The 22,070-nt window shown below is 70.1% G+C and carries 19 protein-coding genes; 12 read left to right on the forward strand and 7 right to left on the reverse strand.

Features of this window, described 5'->3' with window-relative positions:
* Positions 1–242: 242 nt before the first annotated feature.
* From tatA to mgtA, 5 genes are all read left to right on the forward strand, one after another.
* On the forward strand, positions 243–527 hold the full coding sequence (tatA, locus tag AB0K82_RS03160; protein WP_364392073.1) for a Sec-independent protein translocase subunit TatA: 285 nt from the start codon (positions 243–245) through the stop codon (positions 525–527).
* Between the two features lie 42 nt (positions 528–569).
* Positions 570–890, forward strand: a complete 321-nt coding sequence (locus AB0K82_RS03165; protein WP_364392076.1) for a sec-independent translocase — start codon at positions 570–572, stop codon at positions 888–890.
* 242 nt (positions 891–1,132) lie between these two features.
* Positions 1,133–2,608: an LCP family protein gene (locus tag AB0K82_RS03170; protein ID WP_364392079.1), complete on the forward strand. Its 1,476-nt coding sequence runs from the start codon at positions 1,133–1,135 to the stop codon at positions 2,606–2,608.
* Positions 2,609–2,748: 140 nt separating this feature from the next.
* Complete coding sequence (locus AB0K82_RS03175; RefSeq protein ID WP_364392081.1) at positions 2,749–3,102, forward strand: metalloregulator ArsR/SmtB family transcription factor; 354 nt, start codon at positions 2,749–2,751, stop codon at positions 3,100–3,102.
* The gene (gene mgtA / locus AB0K82_RS03180) at positions 3,086–5,839 is read left to right on the forward strand and encodes a magnesium-translocating P-type ATPase (RefSeq protein ID WP_364392084.1); all 2,754 of its coding nucleotides are present in this window, start codon (positions 3,086–3,088) and stop codon (positions 5,837–5,839) included. The genes AB0K82_RS03175 and mgtA overlap by 17 nt, the downstream gene beginning before the upstream one ends.
* A 77-nt stretch (positions 5,840–5,916) precedes the next feature.
* Here the strand turns inward: mgtA and AB0K82_RS03185 are convergent, their stop codons facing one another.
* Both AB0K82_RS03185 and AB0K82_RS03190 read right to left on the reverse strand, forming a co-directional pair.
* Positions 5,917–6,882 carry an acyl-ACP desaturase gene (locus AB0K82_RS03185; RefSeq protein ID WP_364392086.1) on the reverse strand — a complete coding sequence of 322 codons (966 nt, stop codon included), beginning with the start codon at positions 6,880–6,882 and terminating at the stop codon, positions 5,917–5,919.
* A gap of 76 nt (positions 6,883–6,958) precedes the next feature.
* Positions 6,959–7,339, reverse strand: a complete 381-nt coding sequence (locus tag AB0K82_RS03190) for an STAS domain-containing protein (RefSeq protein WP_364392088.1) — start codon at positions 7,337–7,339, stop codon at positions 6,959–6,961.
* Between the two features lie 451 nt (positions 7,340–7,790).
* Here AB0K82_RS03190 and AB0K82_RS03195 point away from each other — a divergent pair, with 451 nt between their 5' ends.
* Positions 7,791–8,015 (forward strand): hypothetical protein, encoded by a 225-nt coding sequence (locus tag AB0K82_RS03195; protein ID WP_364392091.1) that lies wholly within the window; start codon positions 7,791–7,793, stop codon positions 8,013–8,015.
* Between the two features lie 62 nt (positions 8,016–8,077).
* On the opposite strand, the gene AB0K82_RS03200 is transcribed toward AB0K82_RS03195, so the two are convergent.
* Positions 8,078–8,845, reverse strand: a complete 768-nt coding sequence (locus tag AB0K82_RS03200) for a hypothetical protein (RefSeq protein ID WP_364392093.1) — start codon at positions 8,843–8,845, stop codon at positions 8,078–8,080.
* A 186-nt stretch (positions 8,846–9,031) separates the two neighbouring features.
* Here AB0K82_RS03200 and AB0K82_RS03205 point away from each other — a divergent pair, with 186 nt between their 5' ends.
* Positions 9,032–10,693, forward strand: coding sequence for an ABC-F family ATP-binding cassette domain-containing protein (locus tag AB0K82_RS03205; RefSeq protein WP_364392096.1), 1,662 nt, complete (start codon positions 9,032–9,034; stop codon positions 10,691–10,693).
* A 173-nt stretch (positions 10,694–10,866) separates the two neighbouring features.
* Here the strand turns inward: AB0K82_RS03205 and AB0K82_RS03210 are convergent, their stop codons facing one another.
* Both AB0K82_RS03210 and AB0K82_RS03215 read right to left on the reverse strand, forming a co-directional pair.
* Entirely contained in the window at positions 10,867–11,982 is a 1,116-nt protein-coding gene (locus tag AB0K82_RS03210; protein WP_364392099.1) for a HAMP domain-containing sensor histidine kinase, read from the reverse strand.
* A complete protein-coding gene (locus AB0K82_RS03215) occupies positions 11,979–12,650 on the reverse strand; it encodes a response regulator transcription factor (protein WP_364392102.1) in 672 nt (223 codons plus the stop codon). Before AB0K82_RS03215 ends, AB0K82_RS03210 begins: the two co-directional genes overlap by 4 nt.
* Positions 12,651–12,878: 228 nt before the next feature.
* Here AB0K82_RS03215 and AB0K82_RS03220 point away from each other — a divergent pair, with 228 nt between their 5' ends.
* On the forward strand, positions 12,879–14,174 hold the full coding sequence (locus AB0K82_RS03220) for an SGNH/GDSL hydrolase family protein (RefSeq protein WP_364392105.1): 1,296 nt from the start codon (positions 12,879–12,881) through the stop codon (positions 14,172–14,174).
* Positions 14,175–14,303: 129 nt separating this feature from the next.
* Here the strand turns inward: AB0K82_RS03220 and AB0K82_RS03225 are convergent, their stop codons facing one another.
* Positions 14,304–15,590, reverse strand: a complete 1,287-nt coding sequence (locus AB0K82_RS03225; protein ID WP_364392107.1) for a helix-turn-helix domain-containing protein — start codon at positions 15,588–15,590, stop codon at positions 14,304–14,306.
* A 98-nt stretch (positions 15,591–15,688) separates the two neighbouring features.
* On the opposite strand from AB0K82_RS03225, the gene AB0K82_RS03230 reads away from it, so the two are divergent.
* Positions 15,689–16,573, forward strand: coding sequence for an SGNH/GDSL hydrolase family protein (locus AB0K82_RS03230; RefSeq protein ID WP_364392110.1), 885 nt, complete (start codon positions 15,689–15,691; stop codon positions 16,571–16,573).
* A gap of 209 nt (positions 16,574–16,782) precedes the next feature.
* On the opposite strand, the gene AB0K82_RS03235 is transcribed toward AB0K82_RS03230, so the two are convergent.
* Positions 16,783–19,572 (reverse strand): AAA family ATPase, encoded by a 2,790-nt coding sequence (locus tag AB0K82_RS03235; protein ID WP_364392112.1) that lies wholly within the window; start codon positions 19,570–19,572, stop codon positions 16,783–16,785.
* A 397-nt stretch (positions 19,573–19,969) separates the two neighbouring features.
* Between AB0K82_RS03235 and AB0K82_RS03240 the strand changes: the two genes are divergently transcribed.
* Genes AB0K82_RS03240 through AB0K82_RS03250 form a run of 3 tightly spaced genes read left to right on the forward strand, consistent with a single transcriptional unit; the run spans position 19,970 to position 22,067 of the window.
* Positions 19,970–20,335: a WXG100 family type VII secretion target gene (locus AB0K82_RS03240; protein WP_364392114.1), complete on the forward strand. Its 366-nt coding sequence runs from the start codon at positions 19,970–19,972 to the stop codon at positions 20,333–20,335.
* Between the two features lie 34 nt (positions 20,336–20,369).
* Complete coding sequence (locus AB0K82_RS03245; protein WP_364392117.1) at positions 20,370–20,684, forward strand: hypothetical protein; 315 nt, start codon at positions 20,370–20,372, stop codon at positions 20,682–20,684.
* 36 nt (positions 20,685–20,720) lie between these two features.
* The gene (locus AB0K82_RS03250) at positions 20,721–22,067 is read left to right on the forward strand and encodes an EsaB/YukD family protein (protein ID WP_364392119.1); all 1,347 of its coding nucleotides are present in this window, start codon (positions 20,721–20,723) and stop codon (positions 22,065–22,067) included.
* Positions 22,068–22,070: the final 3 nt, after the last annotated feature.

A 22,070-nucleotide genomic window follows, 5' to 3' on the forward strand; every position in this document is an offset into this window, starting at 1 on the left:
ATGGCGGATCGCCATGCCGGCGACGGCCGTAGTCCGTCATCGCGATCGTACGGATCACGCAGGTGAGTGCCCGAGGACACGAACACCCGCCCCCTTCCGCAGTGTTCCGAGAATGAGCGCCCTGTCGTACGCCTTCGTTATATCTGTCACTTGTTCAAGTCTGCAAGTATGGTGGTGCCAGGAGCCTGGTCGTGGACGCGCTGTCCTCGACCTGGCGAGGTCGTGCGGCAAGGAGGGCGACGATGGGGGAGTTGTCCCCGTGGCACTGGTTGATCGTCGCGGTGGTCGTGCTCGTGCTGTTCGGATCGAAGAAGCTCCCGGAGGCGGCCCGTTCGCTGGGCCGCTCGCTGAGGATCTTCAAATCCGAGGTCGGCGGGTTGCGCTCCGACGATGAGGGCCCGCCGCCGGTCGCGGCTGCCGCACCTCAGGCGTCCATCGACGCCGCTCCGGGCTCCGCCGGCCCCACGGGAGCGGGTCGGGCCGAAGCGTCGGCCGAGACCGTCCGGTCGGGCGGGGATGATCGGTGATGCCTGCGGCGGGCATCGCGGCGGGGGTGAGCGGGAGAGGCGATGTTCGACATCGGAATCGAGAAGTTCGCGTTGCTCCTGGTTCTCGCGGTGATCATATTCGGGCCCGACCAGTTGCCTCGGGTCGCTCGCCAGGTGGGCCAGACGCTGCGTCAACTCCGCCGGCTGGCCGCGGACGCCACCGGCGACCTCAAGGAGGGACTCGGTCCCGAATACGCCGACCTGGACCTCGCCGACCTCAACCCGCGTCGCTTCATCCAGAAACACCTGCTCGATGACCTCGATGAGCCGCGCCAGGTCGAGCGGCTCGACGCGGGGCTCCATGGCGGCGGTCGCGCGCCGTACGACACCGAGGCGACCTGAGCGCGTCGGCCGTGACCGAGGCCCGCTCGGTGCCGGCGCCGCCATCTTCGGTGGAATGTCGCGTGTGACCGCCGGTTTTTCCGCAATCGGTTGAGGGCTTTGTCCGCATCTGATATTTGTACAACTCAGCAACTGTCGGATCGTGACTGATGGATCCGACCATGCCGCAGCCCGTATGACGGAGTGACTTCGGGCTCAGGACGCTTGACCTCGTGTCGGCGATCGGCAGATCGGGAGACTGCATGGCTCTGCGTCAGGTCGACCGGCGCGTGGTCTCGAGCCGCCAACCGGTTCCGGTGGCGGGATTGTGGCGGGCGCTGGGCCTCACGCTGGCCTCGGCGTTCGTGTGGGGCGTGGCGCATCTGCGGGCCCGTCGCCATCTGGCCGGCTTCGCCCTGATGGGGTTGTACGCGGCGCTGGTGGTGGCCACGGTGACGGCCGGGCTGGCGTTTCAGGAGAAGCTGAAGCAGATCGCGGTCCAGCACACCTGGCTCGGCGCGATCACGGTCGGTCTCCTCGTCCTCGCCCTGGTCTGGGCGGGCGTCGTCATCCGCTCCTACCAGGTGGTCCGCCCGGTCGGTCTGCCGTTCGCGATGCGGGCCGTGGCGGGTTCCCTGGTCATGGTGATGACCCTGTTGGTCTGCTCGCCGCTGGTGTACGCGGCCAACAGTGTCTACGTCCTGGGGAACACGCTGTCCAACATCTTCCCCGGAGACGACCACTCCGGTCAGCAGGTGAACGCCGCGAACCCGTGGAAGAACCTGCCCCGGCTCAACGTGCTGCTGCTGGGCGGTGACGGCGGTAAGGACCGCACCGGGATCCGGACCGACAGCATGACGGTCGCCAGCATCGACACCAAGACCGGCGACACGGTGCTGTTCGGCCTGCCCAGGAGTCTGCAGAAGTTCCCGATGCCGCCTCGGCTGCGTTCCCGGTGGCCGAACGGCTATACCGGGGATCCCGGCGACCAGGGGCTGCTGAACGAGCTGTACATCATGGGGGAGCGGCACCCCGAACTCGAGCCCGGCTACAAGAAGGGGCAGCGCGGTCCGCATCTGCTCGAAGACGTGATCGGGTACCTGCTCGGCCTGAAGATCAACTATTACGTCCTCGTCAACCTCGGCGGTTTCAAGGACATCGTCAACGCCATGGGCGGCGTCCGCGTGCACATCGACAAACGGCTCCCGATCGGCGGTGAACCCGAGCGAGGCATCCCGCCGTCCGGCTACCTCGAACCCGGCTGGCACAAGCTCGATGGCGAGAAGGCGCTGTGGTACGGCCGCAGCCGGCATGCCGACGATGACTTCCACCGGATGGATCGGCAGAAGTGCCTGCTGAAGGACATCGCCGACCAGGCCGATCCGCAGACGGTCGTCACCCATTTCGAACAACTCGCCAAGGCGGCGCAGAACACGATCTTCACCAACCTCCCGTCGGCGCTGCTGCCGGCCCTGGTGAAGCTGTCCGGCTCGGTGAAGCACGGAGCCGACATCAAGAACATGGCCTACAACCCGTACAAGATCCCCGGATTTCACGTCTACCAGCCCAACGTGGCCGTGATGCGCCGGGTGGCCGCCAACGCGATCGCGGGCGGCGGGAACCCGCAGCCGTCGGGCACGCCGACCTCCGCCGCGAAGAGGAAGAAGACGGTGACCACCCCGACGGCCTCGCCGAGCTCCGGCGGTGGTGCCGTCTCGCTGAAGAACGTCTGCGGCTGAATCCGGAGCCCGGGGTAGATGCCGAGGCTCGAAAGATCTCGCGGACCAGGCCGGACGTGGCGGGGCCGGTTGCACATCCGAGGCCTTCTCCGAGAGGCTGGCGTCGGGACAGGCGGTCGCGGAGCAGACGTGGAGGGTTCATGACGGATACCGGTGCCGGCGAGCCGGAACATCTGTCGCCCGAACTGCTCCAGGACATGGCGGGCACCTTCGGGCTGCTCGCCTCGACGATGCGTCTGCACATCATGTGGGTACTGGCGCACGGCGCCTGCGATGTCGGGACGATCGCCGGGCACGTCGGCGGGAGCGTCCCGACCGTCAGTCACCACCTGGCCAAGCTCAAGCTCGCCGGCCTGGTGCGGTCCCGCAGGGAAGGCCGGCGGCAGATCTACCTGGTCGACGACCCGCACATCGTGACGATCGTGCGGCAGATGGTCGACCGCATGCGAGACCGGTCCATCGGCTTGGGACGCCGCCGTGGCGTGGGCGCCTGAATCCGCCTCCGCCCTCCCCGAACCGCGGCCTGACGCGGCCGACGAACCCCGGCTTCCCGACGTACGCGGCCGGCTCGCCGAATACGCCTCCATGCCGGTGCTACAGGTGCTCCGGCGACTGGACAGCGGACCGCGTGGGCTGGAGGAGGACAGGGCCCAGACGCTGCTGGCGCGGCACGGCGAGAACGCCATCGCCGGTCCCACGGCATCGCGCCGGGGCGCCCGTCTCCGGCACGCGCTGACCAACCCGTTCGTCGGGACCCTGCTGGTGCTCGGCGGGGTGTCGGCGGCCCTCGGCGCGTTCGGCGCGGCCGCGGTGATCGGCGTGATGGTGCTGATCAGTTGCTGGCTGCAGGTCCGCCAGGAGCAGCGGTTCGATCGGGTCGCCGACACCCTGCGGGCGATGGTGGTCGCGACGACGACCGTCGTACGCCGTGCGACCACCGACGCGCCCCCCACGAGCCGCGAGGTGCCACTCGACCAGCTCGTCCCCGGCGACATCGTGACCCTGAGCCCCGGCGACATGATCCCCGCCGACGTACGGCTGCTGCGGTCGGCGGGCCTGACCGTGGACCAGGCCGTGCTGACGGGGGAGGCGCTCCCGGTCGCCAAGCGGGCCACTCCCGAGGACACCGTCCCGGACGTGTCGGCCGTCGGCGGGTCGGCCGGTGATCTGGCGACGATCGACTGCCCGTGGCTGTGCTTCATGGGCAGCACGGTCACCGCCGGCACCGGTACGGCAGTGGTCCTCGCCACCGGCACCGCGACCTACTTCGGTGCCATGCACGCGCACCTGGCGCCCCGACGCGCCGAGACCGCCTTCGACCGCGGCGTCAAAGGCGTGTCCCGGGCGCTCATCGGCCTCATGCTCGTGTGCGCCCCCCTGGTGTTCGTCGTCAACGCCGCGGTGCACGGCATCCGGTTCGCCGCCATGTGGTTCGGCATATCCGTCGCGGTCGGCCTGACCCCGGAGATGCTGCCGGTCATGGTGAGCACCGCGCTGGCCCGAGGGGCGCGAGCCTCCGTCCGCCACAACGTGGTCATCAAGCGGCTGCCCGCCATCCACAATCTCGGCGCGATGGACGTGCTGTGCACGGACAAGACCGGCACCCTCACCCAGGACCAGGTGGGCGTCGACTGTCACATCGATCCCGACGGCCGATCCGACCCGCAGGTCCTTCGCTGGGCGGCGCTCAACAGCGCCGTCGCGGCGGACGGCGACGCGATCGTCCTGTTCAACGAGCTCGACGAGGCGTTGCTGGCCTATGCCGACCAGATGAGCGTTCCGGTCGACGACGTCACCGCCGTCGAGGTGCTCCCGTTCGACTCCACGCGCCGGCGCGGCAGCGTCATCGTACGAGCGGCGGGTCGCCCGGGGACCGACATCATGATCACCAAAGGCGCCGTGGAGCAGGTCCTGGAATGCTGTACCCGGCTGCGCCGTCAGGACGGCGACGTCCCGCTCACCCCCGCGGACCGGCAACGGCTCGGCGACGTCGGCGACCGGTATGCCGCCGACGGGGTACGGCTGCTGGCCGTCGCCATCGCCGACCAGCCGGTACGCCCGCGCGCTTACGGCCCGGGGGACGAACGAGACCTCACCCTGATCGGGTTCGTCGGCTTCCGCGACCGTCCGCGCGAATCCGCGGCCGCCGCGGTGCGGTCCCTCGCGGCGCGCGGCGTCGCCGTGAAGGTCCTCACCGGAGACCATCCGCTGGTCGCCGCGCGCGTCTGCCGGGACGCCGGCATCGACCCCGGGCGGATCGTGCTCGGGGACGACATCGAGGCGCTCGGCGACGCCGAGATCGGTGACCTCGCCGACCGGACCACCGTGTTCGCGCGGATCGACCCGGAGCAGAAGGCGCGGATCGTCCGGGTCCTGCGATCGACCGGCCGTACGGTGGGGTTCCTCGGCGACGGCGTGAACGACTCACCCGCGCTCCGGGACGCCGATGTGGGGATCACCGTGGACGGCGCGGTCGCCATCGCGCGCGAATCCGCCGACGTCGTCCTGCTGCGTGGTGACCTGCTGTCGGTGGCCGAGGCCGTCACCGAAGGGCGGCGGACCTTCACGAACATCAAGAAGTACCTGGAGATCACCATCTCCTCGAACTTCGGCAACGTCCTGTCGATGCTGGCGGCCAGCGTCCTGCTGCCGTTCCTGCCGATGCTGCCCCTGCAGATCCTCGTCCAGAACCTCTGCTTCGACCTGTGCCTGCTGCCGCTCGCCTTCGACCACGTCGACCAGCGCGCGCTGCGCCGACCGCAGACGTTCGACTCGGCCCGGCTGACCCGATTCGTCCTGTGGCTCGGACCGGTCAACACCCTGGCCGACCTCACCGCGTTCGGCATCCTGCTCCACATCACCGGCCACCATCCCGGACCGGCCGCCCAGGCGATCTTTCACACCGGCTGGTTCGTCGAGAACCTGCTCACCCAGGCGGCCGCGGTCCACCTCCTGCGCAGCCGCCGACGGCCCTCGCCGCGCGACCACGCCGCGTTTCCGGTCCTGCTCGGTACGGCGGCGATCGTGACCATCGCCCTGGTCCTGCCGTGGTCCCCCCTGGCCGCTCCGCTGGGCATGACGGCCCTACCCGCGGTCTGCCTGCTGGCACTGGTCCTCGTGCTCGCCCTCTACTGCCTTCTGATCGGCGCGGCCAAGACCGCCTGGCAGAAGATCGAAGGACGTACGTCACGCCCGACCCGACAGGGGACGCGGTCACAAGCGCCGCGGTGAAGATCACTGACCGGCATCAAGGGCTGGTCGCTGTGAAGGGCCGGGCACGGCGGCGCGTCCGGTGGTCGGTGTTCCGATCAGCGCGACCGCTCAGCGTCCGGCGCACCGGCCGTCCGCGCCCGGCGTTCGGCACGGCGTTCGACGTATCGGGAGGCCGTCGTCTCCAGGCGTTCCATGAAGTCCGCCAGTTCTTGGCGGGCCTTGTCCCCTTCGGCGCCCAGGCCTTCGAGTTCGAAGATTCGCCACTGCCGCAGGACCGGGGACAGGACATCGTCGAGATGGATGCGCAGATCGTAGATTTCCGCGTTGGCGATGGCGGCCGACTTCCGCAGGAAGCCGTCGATGGTGTGGCCGGGCATCTGGAAGTTGGTCACGACGTCGGTGACGGCGCGCATCGTCTCGTCGGGGGACAGTTCGAAGGCCGCGGCGAGCAGGTTGCGGTAGAAGAGCATGTGGAGGTTCTCGTCGGCGGCCACTCGCGCCAGCAGCCGCTCGCATACCGGGTCGCCCGAGGCCTTGCCGGTGTTGCGGTGAGAGACGCGCGTCGCCAGTTCCTGGAACGAGACGTAGGCGAGGCCGTGGAGCATTTTGTCGCCATGGTCGGCCTGGTAACCGCTCTGCATGTGCGTCATGCGGGCCCGTTCGAGCGCGACCGGGTCCACGGCCCGGGTGACCGTGAGGTAGTCGCGGATGACGATGCCGTGGCGATTCTCCTCGGCCGTCCAGCGGTCCACCCAGGTGCCCCACGCGCCGTCCCGCCCGAAGATGGCGGAGATCTCGCGGTGGTAGCCCGGCAGATTGTCCTCGGTGAGAAGGTTGACGACCAGCGCCTCCCGCGCTGCGGGCGAGACCGTTGAGTCCTCGGGTGACCATGGTTCGCCGTCCAGCGGACCGTCGAAGTCACGGCCCCGGCTCCACGGCACGTACTGGTGCGGGAACCATTCCTTCGCCGTGGACAGGTGACGGTCGAGCTCGGCGGCGACGACGGGCTCGAGCTCGATGAGCAGCTCGGACGTCGTCTTGGGCCTGGATGTGAACGGCACTTGATCTCCCCGAAGAGACATGGCAGGAACACCGCCGACCGATCGGCGCTGATGATCTGTCAGACGTGATCGAAGGTTACGCCGCGACGCGGTGATCGGTACGCACGTGGCCGAGCTGGGCGTCGGCGAGGGTGGGGCGGACGACGAAGGCGCGGTCGAGGCCGGTGATGCGCAGCAACTTGGCCACGTTCGGGCGGGGCGCGGCGAAAGTGATGGCGAGCCCGTGCAGCCGTGCGCGGCGCTGGGTGCCGACGAGCAGGGCCAGGCCGGAGGCGTCGCAGAAGGACACGGCGGACAGGTCGATGACGACCGGCGTGGTGGTGTCCGCGAGGATGGACAGGATCCGGGTGCGGAGTGCCGCGGTGGTCGCGATGTCGAGTTCTCCGCGTATCGCGATGACCGTACGGCCGGGTAGGCGCCGGCTGAAGAGCCTGGCGCGGACGGTGCTGTGATGCATGGGTAAGTCTCCGGTTCGAGATGACGCGGCCGAGTGCGGCCGCGGTCAGCATGGAGGTCGAGGCGCGTCCGTCTCCGACTGAGAACGGGTGCCCCATCGGGTAACGCGCCGACCGTGCTGGAAATTGCTAGATCACGGCGATCGGAGGCCGCTCGGGAGCCGGCTCGGTCCATGGAGCACGGCACCTCCGCACTGTCGGCATGGACCGACATGCGGGGGTAGGGGGCTTAATGATCGCCCGACCCGTCTTGGCCTGCGACTGAAGGCCGCGCTAGTGAAAAGCCGGTGAGGCGTCGGCTCGACTGCCGACGCGGAAGCTCCTCGGTCACCATTGAGCATACTCCTCCGGTAGCAGGTCAGGGCGGTCGCCGCTCTCGTGCGGCCCGATATCCGGGGACCGGTTGGGAGTTCTCGCGGGCTTTGATCAGCGAACATGGCCTACTGTTGCGTAATGAGACGCTCCCATGCCGCCACTCGGCGTCACTTGCCCACCAGCCCCTTCAAGGCCCCGGTCGTCGCGCCGGTCGAGGAGTTCGCCCTGCGGGACCAGGTGAGCCATGACCGGTACGGCCTCGGCGTGGTCACCGGTGTCGAGGAAGGCATCGCCGTGATCGTGGATTTCGGTTCGCAGACGGAACGAATCCCGGCGCCCTACCCCAAACTCGTCAAGCTGTGAGACGGCAACCGTAGCGCTGCGCCGACGCTCCTCCTGCCGTTGCGGGCATGCCCGCGACGGCGTCAGGCGTACCGGGTGGTCGTCGGATCGGCCGCGACCACCGTGGCGGCGTTCGGCTCTCTACGGCGATAGGCCGTCATCGCGCTGTGGGTGTGCCGCCAGGTGATGTGGTGGACGCTGGAACCGATCGGCGTCCATTCTCGGGCGAGCAGCCGAAAGAAGTCGTCGTCGGCGCAGCGGCCGCCCGCACCTTGCCCGATGTAAATCACTAGGTCGCCGGGGTAGGCGTGGAGGGCTTCGCTCGCCCACGGGTCGCCGTGAGATGGCCAGCACAGCAGCAGGGCTCGGTCGGGGTGGCGCCGGGCGGCGGTCGGGCCGTCTCGCCGGACGGCGGAGTATTCGGTGCCGTCGGTGTAGGTGTTGGTGGCGGAGCTGACGGGCTCGTAGGCGATGGCGTCGATGCCGGCTTGTTCCGCCTGCCACACCCAGTAGCCCGAGCCCGCACCGATCTCGACCAGGCCGCGACCGCCCAGGATCTGGGTGAGCCAGGCGATGTCGCCAGGTGAGGGGATCGCCCATGAGTAGCGCTTGGTCAGCAGGTGATGCCCGACGGGAAGTCCGCGGGCGAAGCCGTCGGGACAGACCCCCTGCCCGGCTTCGCGCACGGACGGCAACTGCCGGACGATCTCCCAGTACGGGTTCTCGACACCGGCGGGGGTGACCTGGTCATAGGCGCTGCCGGCGATCCGGAAGGCCGTCGCGGGGCCCGTGAGGCCGGATCGTTGCGCCCACCACTGGTGGATCTCGGCGAGCTCTGCTGACACGGTCACCGTGACCTCCTTGGCAGACTTCTCGGACGATATACACCCGACTGCGGACGAAGGAACGGCGCTCAGGGTCGGAAGCCGGTACGAGACGGTTGTCACCGTCGTGTTCGCGAGCCGCTTCGGACCTACCGTCGCATGGGCGGCGGCCGGGTCCGGAGGCCGCCCGGTGGCGGATAGCGTTGGCGTTCTATGACAGCAACCCTTGTCGCGAAGGACGTCGCCGCCGGGCACGGTGACCGTGTCCTGTTCTCCGGGCTCGACCTGGTCGTCTCCCCTGGAGAGGTCATCGGGCTGGTCGGGGTCAACGGCGCGGGGAAGTCCACCCTGCTGCGGACCCTTGGGGGACTGCTCACCCCCGAGGGCGGTTCTGTGACGCTCAGCCCGTCGTCGGCGGCCGTCGGCTACCTGCCACAGGAGCGGGAGCGGCGCGACGGCGAGACGGTGATCGGCTTCCTCGCCCGGCGTACGGGGGTGGCGCGGGCTCAGCGGGAGCTGGACGCCGCGACCGAGGGTCTCGTCGGTGGGCGTGAGGGGGCCGAGGACGAATACGCCTCCGCCTTGGAACGGTGGCTGGCCCTGGGCGGCGCCGATCTCGAGGACCGGGCCGGGGAGGTGGCCGCCGAGCTGGGGCTGGCGGCCGGGCTCGATCAGCGGATGACCTCGTTGTCCGGCGGGCAGGCGGCCCGGGCGGGGATGGCGTCGCTGCTGCTCAGCCGCTATGACATCTTCCTGCTCGACGAGCCCACCAACGATCTGGACCTGGACGGGCTGGAGCGGCTGGAGCGGTTCGTCACGAGCCTGCGGGCCGGCACGGTGCTGGTCAGCCATGACCGCGAGTTCCTGGACCGGACGGTCACCCGGGTGGTGGAGCTCGACCTGGCCCAGCAGCAGGTGAAAGTCTACGGCGGCGGTTACGCCGCGTACCTCGCCGAGCGTGAGGTCGCCCGCGGGCACGCCCGCGCCGACTACGAGGAGTACGCGAGCAAGGTCGCCACGCTGGAGCAGCGGGGCCGGACGCAACGGGACTGGGCCGCCAAGGGCGTCAGGAACGCCAGAAAGAAGGCCCGGGGCGCCAACGGAGGGGACAACGACAAGGTCGGCCGGAACTTCCGCGCCGACGCGAGTGAGAAGCAGGCCGCCAAGGTCCGCCAGACCGAGCGTGCGCTCGAACGCCTCGACGTGGTCGAGGAGCCCCGCAAGGAGTGGGAGCTGCGGATGGAGATCGCCGTCGCGCCACGCGCCGGTGCCGTGGTGGCGACCCTGCGCTCCGCGGTGCTGCGGCTCGGAGACTTCACTCTGGGACCCGTCGACCTGGAGATCGGCTGGGCCGAACGGGTGGCGATCACCGGTGCCAACGGGGCGGGCAAGTCGACGCTCCTGTCGGCGCTGCTGGGCCGGACCCCGCTCACCGAAGGCCACGCCGCGCTCGGGCCGGGCGTGGTCATGGGCGAGGTCGACCAGGCGCGAGCGCTGTTCCTCGGCGAAAGCGCCCTTCTGGCCGCCTTCGGCGCGGAGGTTCCCGAGTTGCCGCCGGCGGAGATCCGTACCCTCCTGGCGAAGTTCGGCCTGCGCGCCGCGCATGTGACCCGCCCCGCGGGGACGTTGTCGCCGGGCGAGCGCACCCGGGCGGCCCTGGCGTTGCTTCAAGCGCGGGGCGTGAACCTGCTCGTTCTGGACGAGCCGACCAACCATCTCGACCTGCCGGCGATCGAACAGCTGGAGTCCGCGCTCGACTCCTATCCCGGCACCCTGCTGCTGGTGACCCACGACCGCCGGATGATCAACGCGGTGCACACCACCCGCCGTCTGCACCTGCGCGACGGCCGGGTCACCGAGATGGACCCCGTCTGAGACCGGACCCGGCTGGTCACGCCGTTCTCGCGCATGCACTGCGCGTACTTCACCGCTCGTTCCAAAGTGGGGTTCGAAGACGAAAGACTGTTGCGGTCGCGTATGCGGTTTTCGATACGCCCGCGATATCGGTGATCGCGACAGCCCACCAGCTGAATCACTGACGACCGAGATCAGTCGTTGATCGGACGGACCCCGGGAAGTCGGATGGTGACGACGAGGCCGCCGGTGGGGCGGGGGGTGAGGTCGAGGGTGCCGTCGTGTGCTCGGACGATGCTGTGCACGATGGCGAGCCCGAGGCCGACCCCGGCGTGCTCGTCGGTGCGTATGCGTTGTGTTCCGCGTTGGAAGGGTTCGGTGAGGGTGGGTACCAGTTCTCCTGGGACCGGCCGGCCGGTGTTCTCGACCCGCAGCACGCTCGTGTCGTGCTGCGGGTCGGTGTGGATGGTCACGGTGCCGCCGGTGGGGAGGTTGTGGACGATGGCGTTCTGGACGAGGTTCGTCACCATCCGCAGGAGGAGCGCCGCGGAGCCGAGGGCCTGTGCCTTTTCGCCGGTGACATCGAGGGCGATCTGGCGCTTTTCGGCGAGGGGAAGCAGTGTTTCGGTGGCTTCTTCGGCGATGAGGGACAGGTCGACGGGCTCGCGGGTGAAGCCCTTGCGGTCGGCGCGGCTGAGCAGCAGGAGGGCCTCGGTGAGGTCGATCGCCCGCGTGTTGACGATGTGAAGGCGTTCGATGAGTTCGCCGTGGTCCCGCGTGGGGTCGTTGCGGGCGGTGTCGAGGAGTGTTCGGGAGATCGCCAGTGGGGTGCGCAGCTCGTGGGAGGCGTTCGCGGCGAACCGTTGCTGTTCGGCGACGTGGGATTCGAGTTGTTCGAGCATGGTGTCGAACACATCGGCGAGTTCGCGGAATTCGTCTTCGGGCCCTTCCAAACGGATCCGGTGGGACAGCGATCCGTTGGAGGCCAATCGTGCCGCGTCGGCGATCCGTGTCAGTGGCGCGAGCATCCGACCGGCCAGGAACCATCCTCCCAGGAGGCCGAACACGAGGAGGAAGGCCAGCGTCGCAGCCGCGGCGGGGGCGAAGCCGCGCAGGAGTTCGGTGCGGTTGATACCCACAACGATCACGCCGCCGAACTTCCGCCGGATGGATCTGGGGTCGTCGTCGGGTAGGTGGCGCAGCACGAACACCCACACCACGGCCAGCAGGAGAACGCCGGCGAGGAGGAGGAATCCGGCGTAGCTGATGGTGAGTTTCAGGCGGGCGCTGAACCCTGGCCGCCTGCTCATGAGTCCATGCCGGTGTCGATTCGGTAGCCGACGCCGGGCACCGTGGCGATGAGCCATGGTTCGCCGAGTCGTTTGCGCAGGGCTGAGACGGTGATGCGGACGGCGTTGGTGAAGGGGTCGGCGTTGGCGTCCCAGGCCCGCTCCAGCAACTGTTCGGCACTGACGACACCGCCTTCGGCGGCGACGAGCACTTCGAGCACGGCGAACTGCTTACGGGTCAGCGCGACGTAGCGCCCGTCGCGGAAGACCTCCCGGCGGAAGGGATCCAGCCGCAGACCCGCGATCTCGGTGACCGGGGGCCGGGCGTGCGCGCGTCTGCGGTCGAGCGCCCGCAGCCGCAGGACGAGCTCTCGAAACTCGAACGGTTTGGTGAGGTAGTCGTCGGCACCGAGCTCGAATCCGGAAGCCTTGTCGTCGATCCGGTCGGCGGCGGTGAGCATGAGGATCGGGATGCCGCTGCCGGAGGCGACGATCCGTCGGGCGATCTCGTCGCCGGAGGGGCCGGGGACGTCGCGGTCCAGGACCGCCAGGTCGTAGGAGTTGACGCTGAGCAGTTCCAGGGCGGAGTCGCCGTCGCCGGCGATATCGGCGGCGATCGCCTCCAGCCGCAGACCGTCACGGACGGCTTCGGCCAGGTAGGGCTCGTCCTCCACGATCAGCACGCGCATCCTTAGACCCTAAGCAGCACGACATATCGCCGACATATGCAAACCGGACACGCCCCGGCACGGTGACGTGATCTCCTCCGCAAGCGGCCCACCACCGGTGAACGCTCCCACTACGGACCGGGGTATATGCCCCCGTCTACGGCGCAGCCGGCAGGTAGGGCTGGACATACCTCAGGTCGGTGGAGCGCCGTGATGTGGTGCGGGTCGTCGCGGCGGTGGGATCGGATCATGACCTTCGAACTCACCACCCGAGCGATCAAGATCTCGCTCGCCGGTGTCGCGGGCGCGGCGCTGGTCGGCGGCGGCCTTGCGCAGACGGCCATCTCGTCGACGCCCACGAGCGCGTCCGACCCGATCGGAAGCTGGTCCGAGAGCTGGGGCGCCGCCATGCAGCGGCCGACTCCAGGCACCGAGGACAACGGCCCCAACTGGTCGATGAAGGGGTTCGCCGACCAGTCCGTACGCCAGGTGATCAGGCTGAGCGGGGGAGGGGACCGGGTCCGGATCCGGCTGTCCAACGTCTACGGCATCAAGCCGCTGAAGATCGCCGGGGCCGCCGTCGGCACGTCGGCGGGCGGCGCCAAGGTGTGGCCGGGAACGACCAAGACGCTGAAGTTCCACGGCGCCGCGTCCACTGTCGTCAAGCCCGGTGCCGAACTGGCCAGCGACCCGGTCGCACTGCCCACCAGGCCGCTGCAGAAGCTGGCCGTCACGCTGCGTTTCACCGAGCCGACCGGGCCCGCCACCTTCCACCGCTTCACCACGCAGGAGGCCTACCGCGCGAGCGGCGACCACCTGACCGAGCCCGTCTCGGCCGCCTACGCCGAGAGCACCAACTCCTGGTACTACCTGACCGGCGTCGACGTGGCCGGTGGCACCGGCACCCAGGGCACGGTCGTGACGTTCGGGGACTCCCTCATCGACGGCGTCGGCTCCACCGGCGACGAGCGGATGGCGGACGGTCTGGCCGAACGCCTGGCCGCCCAAGGCCGCCCGACCACCGTGATCAACGCCGGGATCGGCGGCAACCGGATTCTGAGTGACACGTCCTGCTATGGGGACAAGGCCCCCACGCGGTTCCGCCGTGACGTGCTCGACCGGCCCGGCGTACGGTCGGTGATCATCCATCTCGGTGCGAACGACATCGCCGCCGCCAAGATCGAAGATCCCTGCCTGCCGAAGGGCGGCACACTGCCGACCGCGCGCCGGCTCATCGAGGGCCACCGGGCGCTCATCCGCGCCGCCCACGCCCGGGGCATCAAGGCCATCGGCGCGACCATCCTGCCGCTCAAGGGCGCGCTCTTCCCGATCTGGAGTCCGGAGGCGGAGAAGGTCCGAGACGAGGTCAACCACTGGATCCGTACGAGCGGCGAGTACGACGCGGTGCTGGACGTCGACCGCGTCATGGCGGACCGGACCGACCCGGACCGGCCCTGGCTCGGCTACGTCTTCGAGGACGGGCTGCACCCGAACGACGCGGGATACCAGGCGATCGTCCGGGCGGTCCCCCTCGGAGCCCTCTGACGGCGCCTCCGGCGAGCGGCCCGGCGGCGGCGGTGTAGGGGTTTCCATGGAGTACGGGACGGGCGCCGCCCGCGTACGGGCCCTCGACGAGGTCGCCCCGTAGGCGGAGCACCGGACGGCGGACATGTTTCACGAGTTCTGCGGATCCCCGTGGCGGCGGGCGTCCTCGTACGGTGTTCCCGCGTCGGCGTAGGGGCTGATCGATCGGCGGGCGACGAGGGCGGCGTTGATGTGCGGCAGGTCCGCCGCGCGGGCCGGGGACAGGCCGATGAGCTGGGTGATGCGACGGATGCGGTAGTCGACCGTGTTGGGGTGGGCGTGCAGTGCGGTGGCGGTGCGCCGCCGGTCGAGGTTCTGCTGGAGGTAGGTCTCGAGTGTCTGGAGGAGCTCCGGCTTGGGCTCCAACGGCCGCAGGAGACAGGCGAGGGCGGTCAGTGCCTCGCCCGGTCGGCTGAGCTGGTAATCGAGCAGCACGTCGGCGAGCCGGTACAGGCCGGGCGCCCGGCCCGTCCGCACCACCAGTTCCACGATCTCGGTGTTCTGCGCGACCGCGGCCGGCACGCCTGCCGGGTCGACCACGGACGCCGCAGCCGTTACGGGCACGTCGGCCGTACGCGCGGCACGGGCGACGAGTGCGCACAGGTCATCCCACGCAGGCGGGGCGCCGACGGGCAGCAGGGCGGTGCCCCCCGAGCCGTCCAGCGCGGTCAGGGCGGGTTCGCCGGCGAAGCGGTCGAACGTCGACTGCACCCGGCGGATCTTCCGCCGGGCGGCCACCCGGGTGCGCGGTCCCGGGCGGCTCTCGTCCGGGTGCCGGCCCAGCGTGAGCGTCATCACCACGTAGAGCGGCGATGGCCGCGACCCGGCCGGATACGAGGGCGGCGGGTCGCCCGACAGCAGAGCCGCCATTAGTGAATGCCGGTCGCGATGCTGCTGGACGTCCAGCACCTGGCGCGTTTCCAGGTATGCCGCGGTGACCTCCGACACGAGCCGCCGCTGGAAAGCCAGCATATGCGACAGCGTCTCCTGTAGATCGGCCAGATCAGGCGGTTGCGCCCCAGCCGAAATCTCATTCCAGCCCATTTCCGCGCCGAGAAGGTAGGCACTGAGGATGGCGTCCAGTGGGATGCCCTCCTCAGCCCGCTGCGCCGCCGAATCGCGTTGCACGGCGAACCGGTCGTCGCCGGCCTCGGTGCGGTGCTCGATGACATCGGCGAACAGCCGCAGATTGTGCTGGACGATATCCGCGATATCGCCGGTGACCTCCTCGGCGGGCAGTTCGGCGTAGACGGGAAGCTCGGCCCGGAGCCGGTCGACCACCCGACGTGTCAGCGATGGAACACGGGCCCGCAGGTAGCCGGCCACGGGTCGGCCGGCGATGCGCAGCGGCGCGATCCCCACCTTGTGATCCGTCACAACAGCTCCCGCGGAAGTCTGCCTTACTCGCCAGTTAAAGGATCCGTTGTGAGTCTGCATGATGATCGCAAAACATTCCATGACAGCCGGGAGCCGCCATGTCCTCGCCCTCCGCCCACGGCATTCGTCGCATTCTCACCGGTGCTCTGGGCGCCGCGGCCGCGGTCGCGGTGACCGTTGGACTCGCCGCGCCGCCCGCCTCCGCGGCCGACCCGGAGTACGTGGCGCTGGGCGATTCGATGGCCTCGGGACCACTCATTCCCAACATCACGGGAAATGTGGGCTGCGGGCGTTCCACGCACAACTACGCGCACGAACTGGCGACCCGGCTCGGCGCCGAACTGCACGACGTGACCTGCAGCGGGGCCGAGACGAAGCACATGACCGCGTCCCAGTCCCTCAGCGTGGCCGGCGTGTCCACCGGCACCGCCCCGCCGCAGTTCGACGCGTTGACCGCGGACACCACCCTGGTGACCCTGACGATCGGCGGGAACGACGCCGGACTCGTCGGAATCGCCCAGGACTGCGCCAACCTCGACCCGACCGCGACCCCGTGCAAGGACCGGTACACCGAGGGCGGCGTGGACCAGGTCGCCCAGCGCGTCGACGCGGTCGGGCCACGGCTCGCCGCCGTGCTGGACGGCATCCATCAGCGGTCCCCGAAGGCGCGCGTGCTGGTGACCGGATACGGTCTCTACGTCAAGCCGGGCGGCTGCTGGCCGCTCCAGCCCGTGTTGCCGGTGGACGCCGACTACCTCCAGGGCAACGTGCACCGGCTGAACGGCGTCATCGCGGCGCAGGCCAGGGCGCACAACGCCGAGTACGTTGATGTGGAGACCCCGAGCGCCGGCCACGACGCCTGCCAGTCGGCCACGGTGAAGTGGGTGGAGGGGTACGTGCCGGTCAACCCGGCCGCGCCGCTGCACCCGAACCAGCGAGGCGAGGCGAACTACGCCCGGATCATCGCCGACCACCTCGGCTGACCGCACGAGCCGTCCGGCCGGCTGACGCCGCACCTCATTCCACGACCTGCTCCGCGAGCACACCCGCGTTACGGTCGAGACGCATGAAGGTGGCGATGACCCGATCGCCACCTTCATCCGCTCGGCCTACTGGTACCTCCGCCAAGCCGGCCGTGATCCCCGGCCGCTGCCCCGACTGTGCGGCGCGATGTTCACATCGCACCACGCTGTCATTTCGAGGAAGGCCGTCCGGTCGATTGGACGGCCGACCCGTGCAGCCGTAGGTCGCGCAGTTGCCGGCGGGAGGTGAGGCCGAGCTTGCTGAAGATGTTGCGCAGGTGCGCCTCGACGGTGCGCGGGCTGATGAACAATTGACCCGCCGCCTCCTTCGATGTCGCGCCCTGGGCGACGAGCAGGGCGATCTGACGCTCCTGCGCGGTGAGCCCGTCGAGTGGATCGCCCGTCGGCTTGCGCGGACGGTCGCCGCAGGCGGCCATCTCACGTGCGGCCCTCGCCGCGAAGCCGTCCGCGCCCATGGCGCTCAGCTCCTCGAAGGCGATGCGGAGCTGGCTCCGGGCGTCGGCCCGCCTGGCCTGGCGGCGCAGCCACTCTCCGTAGATCAGGTGCGCCCGGGCGAGGTGAGGCTTGAGCCGGGTGCGCCTCAACCGGTCGATCGCCTCCTGGTAGAGCCCTTCCGCCTCGGGGCCCTCGCTGAGCAGGGCGCGTGAGCGGAGCTGTACGCCGAGCGCCCAGTCGGTGCCGACCGCGTCGGTCCGCTCGATGAGCCGTTCCAGCGTCGGTTCGGCGAGCCTGGGATGTCCGGCGCGGGCGGCCGCCTCTATCAGTTCGGGCGCGATGAGGGAGTGGAAGGCGAACATCTCATGCCGGTACGCCGTCCGGGCCGCCTGGAGAGCGGCGTCGTACCGGCCGATGCCGTTGTTCAGCACCGCGGTCGCGTAGTCGGCGACCGTGAGCAGGATGCCCAGGGGGTACTCACGTGCCAGGCGGGCGATCGTCTCGATCAGCGAGGACACCTGTTCCGTATCGCCGCGCCACGCCGGGAGGAGCGGCTTGAGCCAGGAGTCCATGAGGTTATGCTCCGGGATCGCGTCCGCCTCATCGAGCAGCGCCGCGGCCTGATGGAAGTCCCCGGTGTGGGCCCGTACGAGCGCCAGGTTGCGCAGCGCGCTCGGGAGTACGAGCAGCGCTCCCCACCGACGGGCCTGCCGCACCTGCCGCTCGGTGATCGCGAGCCACTCCTCGTCATCGCAGAGATCGATCGCCACACCGCATGCCAGCCAGAGCCAGTGGGCGTCGCGCTCCTGTTCACTGGTGTCGTCGAGGAAGGACCTGACCGCTCTTCTCAGCGACGGCAGAGCCGCCGCGTAGCCGTCGATCGCCTGGGTGCTCAGAGCCTCCAAGAGAAGGTCGAGAGGGCGTGGAGGCTCTGGGCCCGCCGCGGCCAGCGCGGCTCGGGAGATCTTCGGCAGGAGTCCCCCCTCGCCGAGGCGGCCGGCGCGAAGGGTGGCCGCGATCGCCTCCAGATAGGCCTGGCGAGCCAGCGGCCGGTCGTATGTCTCGAGTCTCCTCGCGGCCTCCAGCAGCCGGGAGGCAGCCCTACCCTCGCGCCGGCCGTGGTCGGCGATCTGCGCGGACAGCAGCTCGGCGAGGGCGTGCCGCTCTCCGTCCAGCGGGCCGGCCAGCGCGGTGGCGAGCAGGCCGGTCGCCGCCTCGGCGTCGCCCGCCCGATGTTTGAACCGCGCCGCAGCCAAGGCGCGTGCCGCCCGGCGAGGCGGGTCCGGGGTCAGGGCCACCGCGCGTTCTAGGAAGCGGGCGGCGGCGGCCACACCGCCACGGGCACAAGCCCGGTCCGCAGAACGTTCCAGGTCTTCGGCGATGGCCTCGTCGGGCACCAGCACCGACATCGCGCGATGCCAGGCCCGGCGGTCGGGGTCGACCAGCGGATCGGTGACGTCGGCCAGCGCACGGTGCACGGCGCGGCGGTCGCCCGGCGACGCCGCGCGGTAGACGGCCGACCGCACCAGCGGATGACGGAAGCGCACCCGTACCCCGAGGTCGAGAAGCCCGTCGGCCTCCGCCGGCGCCGCGGCGTCGGCGTGGATGCCGAGCCGCTCGGCCGCGCGCCAGAGCAGCGTCGGTTCACCGAGCGATTCGGCCGCCGCGATCAGCAGCAGTGTGCGCGTCTCCGCCGGGAAGCCGGCCAGCCGCCCGCGGTAACCGGCCTCGATACGCTCCGGTACCGGCACCGCGTCCGGCAGGCCGAACCCGCCCGCGAGCGCCGCCGGTTCCGCGAGCCGGGGCAGCTCCAGCAGCGCGAGGGGATTGCCGCGTGCCTCGGCGATGATCTGGTCGCGGACGCGCCGGTCGAGCGGGGTGTGGAGCAGGGAGCCCAGCAGCGCGAGCGCGTCGTCATTGCCGAGACCGCCGAGCAACTGCGCGGGGAACCCTTCGAGCGCCTTGCATCCGCTCGGGTCCTCGCGCATTGTGATCAGGAACGCGACCGGTTCCCTCTCGACGCGGCGCGCGACGAACGTCAGGATCTCGGCCGACGCCTGGTCGACCCACTGCGCGTCGTCGACGACACAGACGATCGGCTGCTCGCGCGCGGCGTCGGACAGCAGACCGAGCACGGCGAGGCCGACCCGGACGGTATCGGGCGCCGTACCGTCGCGGAGCGCCAGGGCCACCTCCAAGGCGGCCCGTTGCGGATCCGGCAGTGCTTCCAGTCGCGTCAACATCGGCCTGCAGAGCTCATGCAGCGCCGTGAACGGCAGTTCGGCCTCGAACTGGCGGCCGGTGACGCGGATCTGGTCCAGGCCCGGCACCGTGGTCAGGGCGTGCTCCAGCAGCTCGGTCTTGCCGATGCCGGCCTCCCCGTAGATCACGAGCGTTCCGCCCCGGCCGGCCTGTGTCGCACGCAGCAGGCGCTGCACGGCCGAGAGCTCGGCCTTGCGTGAGACGAACTCGTACCGGCTTGTGGAGCGGGGCCGCTCAGTCATGGTCTCCCAGCGCATCTGTGGCTCACATGAACTCATGGTCGTATCGGGTGGGCGGTGGCCGCACTCCCCAGGTGTCGAGCCTGAGGGGTCGAACCAACAAGACCTCAACCAAAAACGATCGTTCGGGCATTACACCAAAAGGTGACGCAGTGCGACGAGTGAAGGTTCGCCGGCGGCGACGTGTCGCTCACAGCGGGCGGAGCGGCGTCCCTGGCGGGGGCTCCAACGGATGTAGGTGATTTCTACCGATACGCAGGCGGCTTGAGTGGCTGAAGAATCAGGAGTGGTGTGGATTGCCACCACCGGTCGAGCGCCGACCGCGGCGGGCCGGGGAGAGGTCGGCTGACCTGCGAGCAGCCGAATCCCGAAAACCGATCTTTCGAGGAAGGCGGCCGCGATGGCGAACGATCCGTCTGTGACCGTGGGCGGTGTGACCTATCGGGTCACCCCCGAGTACCTGGCCAATGCCGCGACGGACACGAGGAACACCGCCTCGGAGATCCAGTCGGAGCTGGCTGAGATCAAGACGTACGTCAACAGCCTGGAGGCGGTGTGGGGCGGCGTGGCGCACGACCGCTTCGTCGCGTTGATGGCCGAGTACGACATTCTCGCCCGGATGCTGCACGACGCGCTGACGGGCATCGCCGACGGCCTGCACGGCAACTACGTCAACTACCGCGACTCCGAGCAGCAGAACCTCACCAATCTGGCCAACATCGAGTCGGGCCTGCCGGGCGGTGGCGCCGCCGCGAACCTGGTCTGAGCAACGAGCGACCGGTAACCGAGAGGGAGACGTCATGTCGAATGTCGACGGTACGCAGATCTACGTCGGTGAGGGACTCGGCGCCGCGGGGGGCTGGCTCAACGGCCGCGCCGCCGAGATCGCGGGCCAGCTGGAGTCGCTGAAGGGCAAGCTCGCGCCGCTACAGGAGGCGTGGACGCAGAGCCAGGCGGCGTCCTACTACGAGGGCCTGCAGCAGGAGTGGAACGTCGCCGCCGAAGGGCTGTTCGGCCCGGACGGCGTGCTCGGCCAGATCGCCCGGGCGATGAACGTCAACTGGGGCAACTACACCGACGCCGAATGGTCGAACATCCAGACCTGGAAGCACTGACCATGGCCGACCGCCCGAGGAAGCGAGGACGCTCCGGTGGCCGATGAGCGGTGCCGGATCACGGTCGTCGGCGAGCGCGGGCAGGTGGATCTGGCCGTGCCCGCGCACGCCCCGATCGCCGAGTACGTCCCCATGGTGGCCGGCCTGTGCGGGCAGCCCGATTCGGACGTGATGCCGTCCGCCTGGTCGCTCGCGCCGGCAGGGGCACAGCCCTTCGATCCGGGCGCTTCGCTGGAGTCCGTCGGCGTGCTCGACGGTGAGACGCTCTACCTCCGTGACGTCCTCGCCGGCGAACTCGACGGGCCCGTCGTCGCCGAGATCGATGAGCAGATCGCCGAGCTCGGCGATGACGGCACGATGTGGCAGGCACGCGCGCGAGCGCACACCACGCTGGGCATCGGCCTGCTGATCCTGTTCGCGGCCGCCGGCGCGCTCTGCGCCGACAGCGGGGCGACCGGCGCCGTCGTGGCGGGCGTGCCGCTGTTCGCTGCGGGCCTGGTCGGGGCGTTGCTCGCGTGGACCGCCGGCCGTAAGAGCTGGCCGGTGCCGACGGCGCTGCGTCTCGCGATGGCCGCCGCGGCGTGTCCGCTGCTCGCCGGCGCGGTCATGACCCTGCCGGTGCCGGGCCTGGCGACCCGGCTGGTCGTGGCCGCGTTCGCCGCCTCGCTCGGCGCGTTCGCCGCGTATCTCGCGGCCCCGTCCACGGCCACGATGACGCTGCAGCTGCTCTGCGGGCTGGTCCTGGTCCTCTGCGTGGTCTGCGCCGTGCTGCGGGTCGACCTGGTGGAGGGCGCGGCGATCGTCGCGGTCGTGGCCTTCCTGATCCTCGGCACGCTGCCGCGGATCGCCGCGCAGGCCGCCGTGATGCCCCCGGGGCCCGCGGAGATGGAGAACGTCGAGCGGACGGTGCGGCGGGTTCAAGGGCTGCTCGTCTTCCTCAACGGCGTGTGCTGCCTGGTGATCGCCGCGAGCCTGGTCGTGCTGAGCACCTCAGGCGACTGGTTCGCGCTCGGGCTGGCGCTGTGCCTGAGTCTCGCGCTGCTGTGCCGCGCCGGTTCGTCGCGGCTGACGGCGATCGTCGCGACGGTCCTGCTGAGCGGCACCGCCGGTCTGGTCGCGCTGGCCCTGCGGGCGCCCGGCCGGCTCCTCGGCGCGGACGCTCCGGGTTGGTCCGGACCGCTGGCGCTCATCGTCGTCGGCGTCGTCGTGGTCTGGTCCGGCCTGGCGCTGTGCTTCCGCAGCTCTCTCCAGCAGGTCGACTTCGGTGAGAGGTGGCGCTGGCCGGGGCCGCTCGCCGGTTTCCTGGGAGCGCTGAGCGTGCCGCTGGCCGCCGGTGTCTTCGGTGTCTTCGGGGCCCTGATGCGGGCGGGCGGGCGGATGTGACGC

The organism is Actinoallomurus sp. NPDC052274 (assembly GCF_040679475.1).
Lineage (GTDB): Bacteria > Actinomycetota > Actinomycetes > Streptosporangiales > Streptosporangiaceae > Actinoallomurus > Actinoallomurus liliacearum.